Genomic DNA, 14,028 nt, shown 5'->3' on the forward strand with positions numbered 1-14,028 from the left:
GCTGTGGCAGCGTACAATTAAACCGTGAGGTCAAGTGTCATGAACGTGCATGTCAATACGATCGAAGCGTATCTCGAAGCGCTAGTCGCAGGCCTTGAAATCCCCGAACACCGCTACGACCAGGCGGATCGTAGCTTCAAGTCCTTCGGCGAATGGATTCACCGCGAGGAGAGTACAGTCCGTCGCTTCGATCCTCAGGTTTACTGCCAGGGTTCGTTCAGGCTCGGGACCGCGATTCGGCCGCTGACCGAAGACGAGGAATATGACGTCGACTCGGTCTGCGAATTCCGTCTTCTGACCAAGCAAGACCTGTCGCAATTCGACTTGAAGCGACTGCTAGAAGTTGAGGTGAATTCCTATCACGACGCCCAGAACATGACGAAGCCAGTCCGCGAAGGGAACCGCTGCTGGATCCTGGACTATGCCGACGGCGCCCAATTCCACATGGATATCGTGGCCGCTCTTCCGAATGCCGCCGAGCAGAAGCGTCTCCTTGAGGCGGTCATGCACGACGCCCGCTGGTCCGAGACGGCCATCTCGATTACCGACCGACGCCTCCCGAATTACAAAGCTAGGACGGAGTACTGGCCTCGGTCGAATCCGAAGGGGTATTCGAACTGGTTCGCTTCCCGTCAGGCCGAAGTCCTTCTCCGCCGCAAGCGGGCGAAGGTCGAAGCCCTCAATCGGCAAGGATTCCGTGCGAGCGTCGAGGACATGCCGGATTTCAAGGTGAAGACGCCGTTGCAGTCGGCGATCATGATCTTGAAGCGACACAGGGACAACATGTTCGCTCGCGAGCCCGACGTCCGTCCTATCTCGGTGATCATCACGACATTGGCGGCGCACGCATACGAAGGTCAAGAGACGATCTCCGGCGCGCTTTTTGCCATCCTGCAGAGGATGGATCAGTTCATCAAGCACGACGGCCAGAAGTACGTCATCGCCAATCCCACCGACCCGTACGAGAACTTTGCGGACAAGTGGCAGGAGAAGCCGGAGAAGGCCGATGCTTTCTTCAGGTGGCTCCACACCGCCCGTGCCGATTTCGCGGCAGCCGCGCAGGCAGCCTCCGCCCAGGAGATGGCGGATGCCCTTACTCCTCGGATGGGTTATCGATTGTCGACCAACGCGGCAGATCGCCTGACTGGTGGCAATCGTCTTCTGCGCGCCGCCACCGGGGCATCGGCCAGTGGCGCCGCGGCGGCGGCGCCTAGCTTCGCGAACGCCGCCCGCCAGCCGACGAAGCCGCAGGGCTACGCATGATCTGGTGGCTTTCGGACGAGCAGCGCGCACGCGCAGAGAAATTGGCACTGGTCGCGCTTCAGGAGGAGCACGACTGGTTGACGAGCGTACGTTCCCGTTTTCTCGATAACCTTCAGCTCTGCGTGGACGTGGAGATCGTGCATGGCGGCGAGAAGTTCACTTTGGCCGTCGTCTATCCGACCACCTTCCCTGACACTCCCCCGATCGTGATGCCTCACGGCGAACTTCGACTTTCCAATCATCAGTACGGCGTTGGTGGCGAGCTTTGTCTCCAGTGGCGACCTGACAACTGGGATCCATCGGTTACAGGCGCGATGATGATCGAGAGCGCCTACGGGCTCATCGCGGGCGAGCGCGCATCGGATGGAAGGACGGACGTGGTTCCTTCGGATCACAAGACTTCGCTCGCTTCGGAGCTTCGGTTCGAGACATGGCGCCTCATGGTGCCGGACGGCGCATGGGGTTCGCTCGAGGGCCACCTGCCCGAATTGATGGTAGCAATCTCTTTGACGATGACGGCCCGCCAGCTTAACCGCGTGGCGCATCTGACGGCGATCGGTGCGCGCGGAAGCGAACTCTGGACGTCGTCGCAGCCGACGCCAACAAATGCCCCGGCGCGAAGCGGGTTCCTGTTGAGGACCCAGCAGGACATGAGCGTACTGGCACTTCACGGTGGAGGCGAGTTCGAAGATTTGGCAAAGCGGGTTCCGGAACTTGCGCCGTTTCTGCACAACCAGGAGCTTCCTTTCCTTATCGTGCTGGAGAAGAGCGGACGCCGCACAGCCTACGACATGCAATGGAGCAAGAACGGGCTGCCGCTGCTGATCCCCTACCGGATTATCGAGGAGGGAGAACTCGCAAACCGGTCGGCCTCTAACCGCGATGCCATTTCGCAGAACCGCGTCGCCGTCGTCGGCTGCGGCTCGATTGGGTCGAAAATCGCGACCTCCCTTGCCCGAGCCGGCGTACGAAAGTTCCTGCTCGTAGACGAAGACGTTTTCTTGACTGGCAATCTTGTCCGAAATGAACTCGACGCGCGCGCGATCGGGTGGCACAAGGTCGATGCGCTCGCCGACAAGATCGAGCAGATCGCCGTGGACGCCGATGTCATCACGCGCCGGATTGCCCTCGGTAGCCAGATCTCTTCCATCACCATGGATTCGACGCTCGAGTTGCTCGGCGACTGCGATATGATCATCGACGCTACAGCCAATCCGACATCGTTCAACCTCTGCGCCGGCGCGTCGAGCCGAAACCGCAAGCCCATGGTCTGGGCCGAGGTCTTTGGCGGCGGCATCGGCGGGATTGTCGCAAGAGCGCGTCCCGATAGGGAGCCGCCGCCGCTTTACGCTCGAAACCAGATCACGAAATGGTGCGAGGACCATGGCATATCTTGGGAGGCTACCCCACAAGGTCGCTACGAGGTCAATCCGGACAACGGTCCGCCGTTCATCGCCGACGATGCCGACGTCTCCGTCGTCGCGGCTCACGCGACGCGACTTGGGATCGACATCCTTCAAGGTGGGGAGACCGCCTTCCCCTATTCCGCGTACGCTATCGGCTTGAAGAAAGGCTGGATCTTCGAAGCGCCGTTCGACACCTGGCCCATCGATCTACGTTCCTCCGGCGCATGGGAAAGCAACACGAGTGCGGCATCTAGCGAGATCATAAGAGGGCTGATGTCAGAGCTCGCCAGCGAGACGAACTCGTGACCGTGCAGTTGGAGCTGTCCCGATCGCTCCGAGACAGGATGAAGAGCGCCCTCGCCCGAGCTGCGGATAGGGAGATCGGCGGGATCCTCATGGCTCGCCAGATCAGACCCGGCGCTTTCGAGGTTGTCGATTTTTCGGTCGACGAGACTTCAGGCGAAAGGGCCCACTTCGTTCGCGACCACGCCTACCACAACGAATTCCTCGATGCGTTCTTCGAGAAGACCGGTCGCGACTACGAGACGTACAACTACATCGGGGAATGGCATTCGCATCCGCGCCTGCCAATTATGCCGAGCATCACGGACCTTGAATCGATGGAGGATCTGGTAAACGGCGAACGAGAGATTCCGTTCGCGGTACTCCTCGTCGTGCGCTCCGACTTTCCTTCAGAATTCACCGCGATGTCGACTTTCCACCAACGCGGGGCCGCTCCAGAGCCCGTACAGATCATAGCAGAGAGCTGACGCACCATGTATCGTGAAACCGCAGACTGGGTCCTCCGCGAATTCGTAAAGTATCTGTTCAGGCCCAAAGGATTCGAGGTCAAAGTTGCGGGCCTATGTGTGCCGGTCCTTGTCGCGTTGCTCGGCGGAAACTGGCTCGTAAAAGCCACCGCTCGAGGCGAATACTCTTTCGAGATCGGCTCGACCAACATCATCCCCGAGTGGGCACAGTGGTCGCTGGTCGCGATCTTCGGAGCGATTTTCGTCCTGTGCTTCGTTGTCGGCTGGAGGAGGTTCACTCGCGAGAACGAGCTGCGGAACAGGAAGAAGGTCATCGTTGTCGAAGGACGAGGACTTCGTGAGGACGACGGTTCCCCGCTCACTGCTGCGGTGCCGTCCGAGATTGTGGGGCACAGGATCGGCGTCGCGCTGGATCTCCGCCAGAAGAGAGACGGCGTCATCGTCGACCCGGATGCGTTGTTGCCCGAGGTTGATACCGCGCGCCGTATCGTACTGCAGTATGCCGGACAGAACGATCGACAGGATGTCACGGTCGTCTACGGAGGGCTGACCCCGGTGCCGATGACCTTTCTGACCGGCGTCGTGTTCGATGACGAAGGCAGCATCGTCGTGATGGACTGGGACAGGACACGGGAGTCCTGGAGAAGCCTTGACAGTCACGACGATGGTCAGCGCTTCGGCATCGACGGCCTCGACGCCGTGAAGAATTCGGCGGACGTCGTCCTCGCCATTTCGGTCTCCTATCAGGTCAGAGACGAGAACATTGCGACCACGTTCGGTTTCCCGGTCGTTCGGATGTCGCTTCCGGATCTGAACTCCTCGCACTGGTCGCAGGCGAAGCAGAGCGCACTCGCGCAGCAACTTCTCGACACGGCGAAGCTTCTCGAGGCGAAGGGGGTCACCACCATCCATCTCCTTCTGGCCTGCCAGAACAGCGTCGCATTCAACCTCGGTCGGCGATACGACAAGCGCAATCTGCCCGGCGTCGTCGTCTATCAGTACGAGGCGAACGGCGCGAAGAAGTTTCCATGGGGCGTCCGCATGCCCGTTGCCAGCGTTGCGGCACCTTCGATCGTCAGGACGTGAGAGGACGGAATGAAAGGAGCCCGGTGCACGTGCGGATATTTCCTCAGAGAAGCCACTCTGCGTTGTGGGCGGAGACATACCCTTGCTTGCCGACCCTCGGGCAGCCGTGAATTACTCTCTTCGGGTGCATGTGATTCCCGAGGCATATGAATGGCAACTATACGATTGGTCGAGATTGAGAACTTCCGCTGCATTAGGCACCTCCAATGGTATCCGACATCCGGTATCAACTGCCTGATCGGACCGGGAGACAGCGGCAAGTCCACGATCCTTGATGCAATCGATCTGGCGCTGGGTGCGCGAAGGACTGCTCAGTTCACGGATGCCGACTTCCACAACCTCGACATCAAAGATCCGATCCAGATCACTCTCACCCTTGGAAACCTCGGGCCAGAATTGAAATCCATCGAGACCTACGGCCTGTATCTCCGTGGATATGACGCAGCGGCGAAGAAGATCGAAGACGAACCCGGCAGCGGCCTGGAGACCGTGCTCTGTCTCAACCTCGCCGTGGAGAGTGATCTGGAGCCGACTTGGTCGCTCATCTCCGATCGCGCGCGCGCCGCAGGTCAGACGCGCAACCTGTCATGGTCGGATCGCGAGAGGCTGGCTCCCGTGCGGATCGGCGCTCTTTCGGACCATAATCTGTCCTGGAAGCGAGGCTCTGTCCTCAACCGCCTTTCGGACGAGACCGCCGACGCTTCGACCGCGCTCCTGGCGGCGGCACGGGAGGCGAGGAAGTCCTTCGGCAAGGATGCAGACGCAATGCTGGGCGACGCACTCCAGATCGTGACCGAAGTCGCGGGCAGCCTCGGCATAGATGTCGGGGCAAAAGCAAAAGCCGAGCTCGAGGCCCACTCCGTCTCAGTGACTGCTGGTACAATCTCTCTACACGACGGGAATGGCATCCCTCTCCGTCGGCTCGGGATCGGCTCGACACGCCTCATGATATCGGGGCTCCAGCAGAAGAACGCAGCGGAGACCGCAATCCTGCTGGTCGACGAACTCGAGCATGGGCTTGAGCCTCATCGCATTGTACGTTTCCTCGACAACCTAGGCGCCAAGCAGAAGGAACCGTCCCTGCAGGTGTTCGTGACCAGCCATTCTCCAGTGGCCGTCCGAGAGCTTGCAGTGGAGCAGATCTCGATTGTGCGACGGGTCGGAGATCGGCACGAAGTGAGATGGGTTGGCGATCACCCTGACCTTCAGGGAACAATCCGCCTCTACCCGGAAGCTTTTCTCGCCCATTCCATCCTTGTCTGTGAAGGAGCAAGTGAGGTCGGCTTCGTTCGCGGCATGGACCAGTTCCTCTCGGACAAGGGAGATGGCAAGTCGCTCTTCGCGGCCGGAACCGCGCTTGTCAGTGCCAACGGGTACACGAACATCATGTCGCGAGCAGAGGCGTTCCGAACGATGGGCTACCGAACGGCCACATTTCGCGACGACGACTATCAACCGCCAATAGCGGAGGAGACCAGCTTCGAGCTCGCCGGCGGATCCATCTTCAAATGGCGCAAGGGCCATAAGCTTGAAGTCGAGCTGTTCGTGACGCTGCCGGCCGACACGATCGGCGCGCTCCTTGACCGTGCCCTTGAGGACCGTTCGGACGGCGAAGTGGATTCTAAGCTCAAGAGCCATTCGACGAACGCTGTGACGCTTGCGCGGGTGCGAGACGAATTGGCCAGGGGAGTTCTGTCGACGGAGGCGCGGCTGGCGTTGGGAAATGCCGCCGGTGGTAATAAGGACAACAAGAAGGCTTGGTTCAAATCCGTTGGAGAAATGGAGGAAGTCGCCCGCGATTTCGTGATGCCCTCGGTCAAAGAAACGGACAAGGAGTTCAAATTGGTCCTCGTCTCTCTCAGAAAATGGTGCCTGAATGGCTGAGGGAGACATCGATCTTCTGTCTATCCGGCGAGGATCGGTAACGGCTCCGGCCGGGTGCGGAAAGACCCAGCTCATTGCGGATTCCCTCATCAGGCACACGGACAGGAAGCCGATCCTGATACTCACTCACACCAACGCGGGCGTGTCGGTTCTGCGGTCGCGGCTGGAGCGTGCGGGAGTTCCGAGCCGTTCGTATCGATTGGCGACGCTCGACGGGTGGGCGCTTCGAATTCTCAACACTTTTCCAGTCCGCTCGGGCATTGATATTAGCCATCTCGCTCTGAATGACCCACGCAGCGACTATCCCGCAATCAAGCGGGCCGCCGCGGCGCTTTTCGAGGGAAAACATCTCGATGACATCATAGATGCGAGTTACGTCCGCGTGATCGTCGACGAGTACCAGGACTGCGGCCATGAACAGCATCGCGTGGTCAGCCATCTCTCGACCGTAATTCCAACCGTCGTCCTCGGCGACCCGATGCAGGAGATCTTCAGTTGGCAGGGCCCGCACCCGCATTGGGACCATGATGTCTGCTCGACATTCTCTTCGGCGGGAGAACTGACGAAGCCATGGCGCTGGATCCGAGCGGGCGCGCCGGCTTTCGGCGAGTGGCTTCTGGAAGCCCGCGCGATCCTTGTCGCGGGTGGCCGGATCGATCTCCGAACAGCGCCGCCCGAGGTCGAATGGGTCGAACTGGACGGCAGCGACGATGAAACCCGCCAGCGCAAGGCCTGCAACGTCCGCCCTCCTAACCCCGACGGCAAGGTTCTCATAATGGCGGCGGGCATGAACAGGGCACTCCAGCGCAGGGTAGCAAAGCAAACCCCGGGAGCAGTCACGGTCGAGGCCGTGGATCTCACCGACGTCATCACGTTCGCAGGAAGCGTCGATCTCGACCAGCCGGGCGATCTGGACACCGTCCTGGAGTTTGCGTCCGAAGTGACGACGAACGTGGACAAGGGCGGCCTGCGTTCGCGGATCGCGATCATCGAGCGAGGATCCTCACGGAAGGAAGCCACTGCCGTCGAACTGGCGGCCCTCGACTACAAGGCGGACGGATCTGCCGAAAACCTTGTCAGGCTGCTCCTCGCCCTCGAGAACAATCAAGGTGCAAGAACCTTCCGCCCCGAAATACTCGGCGCATGCGTGCAGGCGCTTCGATCCTGTACTCCTGGCATCCCTGACGCGTTCCTCAATGCGGCGGTCCGAATCCGCGAGCAAGGCAGGATGATCGGAAGGCGCGTCCCGAGAAGAGCCGTCGGCAGCCCCCTCCTCCTGAAGGGGCTTGAGGCAGATGTTGCCGTCATTCTGGATGCTGAGCAGTTCGACAGCAACCGTGCCCGGAACACGAAGAATCTCTATGTCGCACTTACGCGAGGATCGCGGAAGCTCGTAGTCTGCTCTTCCAGTCCGTTGGTCGGGTAGCGGTGTGGTCCGAAGGCCCTTGATAGCGCTGGCTTCCGATATTTGGCCTATCAAGCGCGCGAGTGAAGCTGGCGATAATGGCATGATTATGCGGGAGCTCGCGGCAGGCCTCGTACCTGTTAGCGTTTCCGTTCGGTAGGTCGGAGGGAAAGGAATAGATCTGCGAGGCCGGCACGCCCTTCCCCATCACCGCCCATGCAAAAACAGGGTGCGCCGAAGTCGCAAGAAGGGACTCCCAAAAAGAAAAGGCGGGGATAAACCCCGCCGTGACCATCCGCAGATGGGTATTCGAAAGCTCGGCTTGTTCACCGAGGCGAGTGGTCGCAACCACGATGCAAACATACGTACTCACCCCAACTCTGTCAAGAGGCTAGACCTTTTCTGGATCCGTCATCTCGTCCAGGAGCGAATACGCTCGCTCAAGAATGGAGCGATCGAATTCGCTCTTAAGCGCACATATGGTGTCTTCATGGGTGGCGATCAAGCGGTCCCGCTCGGCGCGCATTCCTGCCTCGATGTGGTTTCTCAAAGCCACGTGTCCAGAGACTATCGATGAGAGAATATTGCTAAAATCCTGCTTCGAAACCTTCGGAACCACCTTGCGGTGATACTCTTTATAGCGCTCCAGTCGACTCAACCGGACCGTCAGGATGTGATCGCAGACGGCCCAGACAGTTCGACCGTCCGTTGGATGAGGGTTCTTCATCAATTGGTATTTGGAAACCGGAATCTTCCCGGAGGTGCCAACTTTGGGCGGCTCGGATGTCAACGGGACGAACGTCACCGTGCCGGTCTTTTCATCAAAGTTGCCCGACGTTCCGATGATCACTCCTGGATGATATCCAGTGAACTCCGGCTCCACCGCATCGTCAAAGACCCCGATCCAGTAGGCCTCGCGAGGTGCCGGCATTTGATTGATTGTTAGTTTGGTAGGATCCCAGTCAGAGTATTCGCCCGTCATGTCAGTCTTCTTGGTTTCAATCACCGACTCTTTGCTACCAAGGCTAGTCTTAATACAGAGTTGATCGCAACCGATCCAATGCAGCTCTCCATCGGAGTCGCTGCGGGCGAAACGTTCCTACGATGCCGCCCGCAATGGGAATTCCGACGACGATCTGCTCCTGCTCGAAACCCTGCACAATTACTCCGCCACGGCAAGGACAGGCAATTGACGCAGGACCCTTCCGATCCCACCTGCTCCGGTATGCCCAAGACGAAAACCAAGAGCGATGATCCCGAGCTGATCAGGGAGTGGTCACTCCCCGTGGAGGTAACGCTCGGATCGGCTGTCAGGGTGAAGGGAATCCTGCAGGAAATTCGGTCTCGCCTGCCTCCCCCGCTGCGCAACGCTGTTACGAACCAGAATCGATTTGCGAAGAAAAATTCCTAAATCATTGAAAAATGATTCGTTTCGAGTCGGAACGAATCACTCTCGCACGTCTTTGAGTCGCACCCAGTGATTCGGAGTAGGCGTCATGGCAGCGGGACATCGTGCTCAGTGGAAAGGCTTCCTGAAATTCGGTGAAGTGTCATGCGGTGTCGCCCTCTACACAGCCGCCAGCACCTCCGAGCGCATCACGTTCAACACAATCAACAAGGCAACAGGAAATCGTGTAAACCGCATCTTCATCGACAGCGAGACCGGGGATCCTGTTCCGAAAGAGTTGCAGACCAAGGGTTTTGAGATCGACAACGGCCAGTACATCATCATCGACCCCGAGGAAGTAACGGCGACGATCCCGGAGAACAACAAGACGCTTGAGATCGACGCCTTCATCCCCTGCGCCGACGTAGACGACGTTTATTTCGACAAGCCCTATTATTTAACCCCGGACAAGATGGGCGGCGATGCTTTCGTTGCCCTTCGCGATGGAATGAAGAAATCCAATGTCGCGGCCGTTGCGCGGGCGGTTCTCTTCCGCCGTGTTCGAACGGTCCTGATACGTCCCCATGGCAGGGGCCTGATCGCGACCACGATGAACTACGATTACGAAGTTCGCTCATCGAAGAAGGCGTTCGAGGGGATGCCGAAGATCAAGATCCAGGGCGAGATGATGGATCTCGCCAAGCACATCATCAGCACGAAGAAGGGCGAGTTCGATCCGGCCACATTCGAAGACCGCTACGAAGCTGCGCTTGCCGATCTCGTGAAGGCGAAGATTGAAGGCCGCTCACTGCCGAAGCCGAAGAAGGTCGAGGTCTCCAAGCCTAACGATCTGCTGGCCGCTCTTCGCCAAAGTGCCGGGATGATTAAGGCTGCGGCGGAAAAACCGAAACGCACAGCCGCCAATGCCAATGCTGGCACCGGGCGAAAGCCTGCCGCGCGTGCGAAAGCTTCGAAGACGGCTTCTTCGAGATCCGCCGCGCAGCGCAAGGCTGGCTGAGGAGATAGATCATGGCCCCGAAATACTATTGGAAAGGCTACCTGAAGCTCTCGCTGGTCACCTGCCCCGTGGCCATGACCCCGGCGACGAGCGAAAGCGAGAAGGTTCGCTTCCACACGCTGAACAAGGACACGGGCAACCGCGTCGTGTCCCAGTACATCGACTCCGTGACCGGGAAGCCGGTCAAGGAGAATAACGAAGCGAAAGGGTACGCCCGAGGCGAGAACGACTACGTCATCCTGACTGACGACGATCTCGACGAGGTAGCACTCGAGACGGTGAAGACAATCGACATCGACAAGTTTGTTCCCGCCGAAAATATCGAATGGATCTATCTGGAGAAGCCGCACTACCTCATGCCGGATGACCCCGTCGGGAACGAGGCCTTTGCGGTGATCCGAGATGCGATGAAGGCCGAAAAGGTCGTGGGTGTCTCGAAACTCGTCGTGGGTCGTCGGGAACGAGCCGTGATCCTCGAGCCTCGCGACGAAGGCATCGTTCTGTGGAGCCTGCGCTTCGGGGACGAGGTTCGTCCCGAAGAAAATTACTTCGAAGACATCGACGAGAAGGCCGATCCGGATCTCATTCCGTTGATCCAACAATTCATCAAGCGGAAGTCCGCGCGGTGGTCTCCGGACATGGTCAGCGACCCGATACAGGAAAGCCTGCTGAAACTCATTGAAGAGAAGAAGAAACTCCTCAAGCCGAGGAAGACTGCCAAGGGCAAGAAGCCGGAGGCCGGGGCTCCCGCCTCGAACGTCATCAACATCATGGATGCCCTGCGGAAGTCGATCGAAGGAGATCTGAAGACCAGCAAGGCTCGCTGAGGAGGCACCGTGATGGATTACAGCGCAACGATGCCGATCAGAGAGATCGCCGTTCTTTTGCCGGGGTCGGATCGTACCGGGATGGCGACTCACACAACGTCTGCCGCATGATGACTTGCTGAGGATCTTGGGTTTCCGCCAACGTAGCCCTAAGATCTTTTGGACTGCATTTCAAAGTGGGCCTTGGCAATGATCGGCGCCATCACTGAATCTTGGAATTTTGCGGATCTCATCGAGCTTTCCGGTTACCGAAATGTGGTCTCAACGAACAATCCCCCTACGGCTCTGGTTCATGACGGAGCGTCCGACGAGAAGGTGGTCACAAGCGGTGTGGCCGCATACTACATCTCTGAAAACGGTCTTGCCTCTGAGGAAGCCGAGCGTGCGCGTCAGCTTCTTGAACGACTCTATCGCCTGGGCGACTGGGCTGCGGGAGAAATCGTCGAGCGACATCGTCGTGACGAGGAAAGGCTTGCCAGCGGCTACTATGAGCTAAAGCCGAGATTGAGCGTACCTCAGATGTTTGTGCGACGGTTCGTGAAAAGACACCCCGGCTCATCGATTGAGGAGATCTCGGCGGGTACAAGCCTTTCAGTGTCCGCAGTCCAAGCGCTGACGGATGAACTCTGCAACCGCGGGATTCTGGCCCTCAGCGATCAGAGCAAGACGAAGTACGACTTGAGCGCCACCGAGCAAGCCCGTTATCGAGAGCTGTTGGAACAAGAAGCCACAGGGGTGAAGCCATAGCGCCGAGCGACTAATGGAAGTTCCTCGACTTCACCTTGAGGGTGCAATAGCGTCTTCTGCCGGAAAGCCACGACGATGGCTTCCTGAGTCGGTGTCAGCACCGTACTCTTGGGAGACTTAGGCCCCATCGGCGCATCGGCCGTCGTGGTCCGCTCGCGCCATTTGGCCACCGTCTTTGGGTTCAGGCCGTAGCGGGCGGCAAGGGACCGGGTGTCTCTTGCGACGCTTGGAGCTCGGCTCGAAGACGCGGCGTCGTGCGGGCGCTGCCGTGAGGAATACTTCCCATAATGCATCCTCTTCCTGACGACTCAGGATCAATGATGAACCATCACACCCTGGGACTATACAGCTAGCATGACGGTCTGCACGTGAGGGGTATTCATCATACCCACGGCTCTCGGATTTACGCGTCCTGTTACGTCGGCAAGCCGCGCATTTACCGTAACGTACTTCCGCGGGAACTTGATCAAGAGAAGTGTGGCGTGGTCGATCGCGACATCCAATTCCGGCAGCGCTGGACGCTGCCCGATCAAAAGGAGACCGGAATGTTGAACAGCCACGACACGGAGGGAGAAATGCCATGAGCCGCGCCCCCTCCCGACACCTCCTCGGCGCCACCGCAGCCTTCGCAATGACACTAGGCTCCGTTTCGCTCGCCGCCTCCTCGGCATACGCGCAACAGGCGACACAATCCGCCACTGTGCCAGCGCAGCCATCGAACGATGCGGGCGCCAAGCCGAACATTCTTGTCATCTTCGGCGACGACATCGGCCAGACGAACATCAGCGCGTATTCCATGGGCATGATGGGTTACAAGACGCCCAACATCGACCGCATCGCAAAGGAAGGCATGATCTTCACCGACTACTATGCCGAGAATAGTTGCACGGCGGGCCGATCGACCTTCATCACCGGGCAGGTCTGCCTGCGCACTGGTCTTTGCAAAGTCGGCATTCCCGGCGCGACCGTCGGTCTGCAGCCGCGCGACATCACCATCGCGCAGGCACTCAAACCCCTTGGCTATGCAACCGGCCAATTCGGCAAGAACCATCTCGGCGATCGCGACGAATTCCTGCCGACCAAGCACGGCTTCGACGAGTTCTTCGGGAATCTCTATCATCTGAATGCCGAAGAGGAGCCGGAGCGGCCCTATTACCCAAAGGACGACCAGGAATTTGTCAGGACGAATTCGCCGCGTGGCGTCATCCACTCCTATGCCGACGGCAGGATCGAAGACACTGGAGCCCTGAATAAGAAACGGATGGAAACGATCGATGATGAGACGACGGCGGCCGCGATCGATTTCATGGACAGGCAGGTAAAGCAGGGCAAGCCGTTCTTCACCTGGATGAACACAACCCGCATGCACGTCTTCACGCATGTGCGCGACTCCATGAAGGGGCAAAGCGGCATGCCAGGCAATGAATATGCCGACGGCATGATCGAGCATGACGGCGACGTCGGAAAGCTTCTGAAGGCGATCGACGATCTGAACATCGCCGACAACACCATCGTGGTCTACACGACAGACAATGGTCCGAACCAGTTCTCGTGGCCGGACGCAGCGACGACGTCCTTCAGAAGCGAGAAGGACACGAACTGGGAGGGCGCATTCCGCGTGCCGGCGATGATCCGTTGGCCGGGCCACATCAAGGCAGGCGAGGTGTCCAATGAGATGATATCGGGCCTGGATTGGTTTCCCACGCTGCTTGCCGCCGCCGGCGATCCTGATATCAAGGACCGCTTGCAGAAAGGAACGGCGATCGGAGGCAACCAGTTCAAGGTCCATCTCGACGGCTACAATCAGCTTGCCTACCTGACCGGGCAGGAGCCGAAGTCCGCACGAAACGACTTTTTCTACTTCAACGACGACGGCAACCTCGTCGCTTACCGATACGACAACTGGAAACTCGTGTTCTGCGAACAGCGCAAGCCCGGAGGCTTCGAAGTCTGGGCGAACCCCTTCACATGCCTGCGCGCGCCGAAGGTCTTCAACCTCAGAATGGATCCTTACGAACGGGCCGATGTTGTATCCGATCAGTATTATGATTGGATGACCAAGAACGCCTATCTCATTCAATATGGCGTGTGGCACGTTGCACCCTTCTTGCAAACCTTCCGTGATTACCCGCCGAGCCAGCGCCCGGCGAGCTTCAGCGTCGACCAAATGATTGAGGCGCTAATGTCCTCCCTCGACAAGGCTCCGAACGCGCAATAAGCCGAATAGACAGAGTG

General features: G+C 58.9%; 11 protein-coding genes and 1 pseudogene. 10 read left to right on the top strand and 2 right to left on the bottom strand.

All coding sequences use genetic code 11. The features are described from left to right. Positions 1-39 precede the first annotated feature (39 nt). The 6 genes from ACFPWW_RS02680 to ACFPWW_RS02705 all read left to right on the top strand — a co-directional run bounded on the left by ACFPWW_RS02680 (position 40) and on the right by ACFPWW_RS02705 (position 7,835). A complete protein-coding gene (locus ACFPWW_RS02680; protein WP_377310210.1) occupies positions 40-1,263 on the top strand; it encodes a nucleotidyltransferase in 1,224 nt (407 codons plus the stop codon). Then, positions 1,260-2,975: a ThiF family adenylyltransferase gene (locus ACFPWW_RS02685; protein WP_377310212.1), complete on the top strand. Its 1,716-nt coding sequence runs from the start codon at positions 1,260-1,262 to the stop codon at positions 2,973-2,975. Before ACFPWW_RS02680 ends, ACFPWW_RS02685 begins: the two co-directional genes overlap by 4 nt. A 2-nt stretch (positions 2,976-2,977) precedes the next feature. Further along, positions 2,978-3,439 carry a Mov34/MPN/PAD-1 family protein gene (locus tag ACFPWW_RS02690; protein ID WP_377310419.1) on the top strand — a complete coding sequence of 154 codons (462 nt, stop codon included), beginning with the start codon at positions 2,978-2,980 and terminating at the stop codon, positions 3,437-3,439. 6 nt (positions 3,440-3,445) lie between these two features. Next, positions 3,446-4,525 carry an SAVED domain-containing protein gene (locus tag ACFPWW_RS02695; RefSeq protein ID WP_377310213.1) on the top strand — a complete coding sequence of 360 codons (1,080 nt, stop codon included), beginning with the start codon at positions 3,446-3,448 and terminating at the stop codon, positions 4,523-4,525. Between the two features lie 165 nt (positions 4,526-4,690). Further along, entirely contained in the window at positions 4,691-6,409 is a 1,719-nt protein-coding gene (locus ACFPWW_RS02700; RefSeq protein ID WP_377310214.1) for an ATP-dependent nuclease, read from the top strand. Beyond that, positions 6,402-7,835 (top strand): UvrD-helicase domain-containing protein, encoded by a 1,434-nt coding sequence (locus ACFPWW_RS02705; protein WP_377310216.1) that lies wholly within the window; start codon positions 6,402-6,404, stop codon positions 7,833-7,835. The genes ACFPWW_RS02700 and ACFPWW_RS02705 overlap by 8 nt, the downstream gene beginning before the upstream one ends. A 370-nt stretch (positions 7,836-8,205) precedes the next feature. Here ACFPWW_RS02705 and ACFPWW_RS02710 read toward each other — a convergent pair whose 3' ends face one another. Beyond that, positions 8,206-8,796 (bottom strand): type II toxin-antitoxin system PemK/MazF family toxin, encoded by a 591-nt coding sequence (locus tag ACFPWW_RS02710; RefSeq protein WP_377310218.1) that lies wholly within the window; start codon positions 8,794-8,796, stop codon positions 8,206-8,208. 514 nt (positions 8,797-9,310) lie between these two features. Here ACFPWW_RS02710 and ACFPWW_RS02715 point away from each other — a divergent pair. The 3 genes from ACFPWW_RS02715 (at position 9,311) to ACFPWW_RS02725 (ending at position 11,793) form a co-directional block, all read left to right on the top strand. After that, entirely contained in the window at positions 9,311-10,219 is a 909-nt protein-coding gene (locus ACFPWW_RS02715; protein WP_377310220.1) for a Ku protein, read from the top strand. 11 nt (positions 10,220-10,230) lie between these two features. Continuing rightward, on the top strand, positions 10,231-11,046 hold the full coding sequence (locus ACFPWW_RS02720) for a Ku protein (RefSeq protein ID WP_377310222.1): 816 nt from the start codon (positions 10,231-10,233) through the stop codon (positions 11,044-11,046). 189 nt (positions 11,047-11,235) lie between these two features. Next, on the top strand, positions 11,236-11,793 hold the full coding sequence (locus ACFPWW_RS02725) for a hypothetical protein (RefSeq protein WP_377310224.1): 558 nt from the start codon (positions 11,236-11,238) through the stop codon (positions 11,791-11,793). Between the two features lie 44 nt (positions 11,794-11,837). On the opposite strand, the pseudogene ACFPWW_RS02730 reads toward ACFPWW_RS02725, so the two are convergent. Beyond that, positions 11,838-12,079: pseudogene (locus ACFPWW_RS02730) on the bottom strand (IS481 family transposase); the annotation flags it as partial. Between the two features lie 294 nt (positions 12,080-12,373). Here ACFPWW_RS02730 and ACFPWW_RS02735 point away from each other — a divergent pair. Continuing rightward, entirely contained in the window at positions 12,374-14,011 is a 1,638-nt protein-coding gene (locus ACFPWW_RS02735) for an arylsulfatase (protein ID WP_377310421.1), read from the top strand. Positions 14,012-14,028: the final 17 nt, after the last annotated feature.

The sequence above is a fragment of the Rhizobium sp. GCM10022189 genome, assembly GCF_042656325.1.
Taxonomy (GTDB): domain Bacteria; phylum Pseudomonadota; class Alphaproteobacteria; order Rhizobiales; family Rhizobiaceae; genus Rhizobium.

Bases quoted from the DNA above. Each gene is read 5' to 3' on its own strand.
- ACFPWW_RS02680 (WP_377310210.1), top strand. From the start codon at position 40: ATGAACGTGCATGTCAATACGATCGAAGCGTATCTCGAAGCGCTAGTC.
- ACFPWW_RS02685 (WP_377310212.1), top strand. From the start codon at position 1,260: ATGATCTGGTGGCTTTCGGACGAGCAGCGCGCACGCGCAGAGAAATTG.
- ACFPWW_RS02695 (WP_377310213.1), top strand. From the start codon at position 3,446: ATGTATCGTGAAACCGCAGACTGGGTCCTCCGCGAATTCGTAAAGTAT.
- ACFPWW_RS02705 (WP_377310216.1), top strand. From the start codon at position 6,402: ATGGCTGAGGGAGACATCGATCTTCTGTCTATCCGGCGAGGATCGGTA.
- ACFPWW_RS02710 (WP_377310218.1), bottom strand. From the start codon at position 8,796: ATGACGGGCGAATACTCTGACTGGGATCCTACCAAACTAACAATCAAT.
- ACFPWW_RS02715 (WP_377310220.1), top strand. From the start codon at position 9,311: ATGGCAGCGGGACATCGTGCTCAGTGGAAAGGCTTCCTGAAATTCGGT.
- ACFPWW_RS02720 (WP_377310222.1), top strand. From the start codon at position 10,231: ATGGCCCCGAAATACTATTGGAAAGGCTACCTGAAGCTCTCGCTGGTC.
- ACFPWW_RS02725 (WP_377310224.1), top strand. From the start codon at position 11,236: ATGATCGGCGCCATCACTGAATCTTGGAATTTTGCGGATCTCATCGAG.
- ACFPWW_RS02735 (WP_377310421.1), top strand. From the start codon at position 12,374: ATGAGCCGCGCCCCCTCCCGACACCTCCTCGGCGCCACCGCAGCCTTC.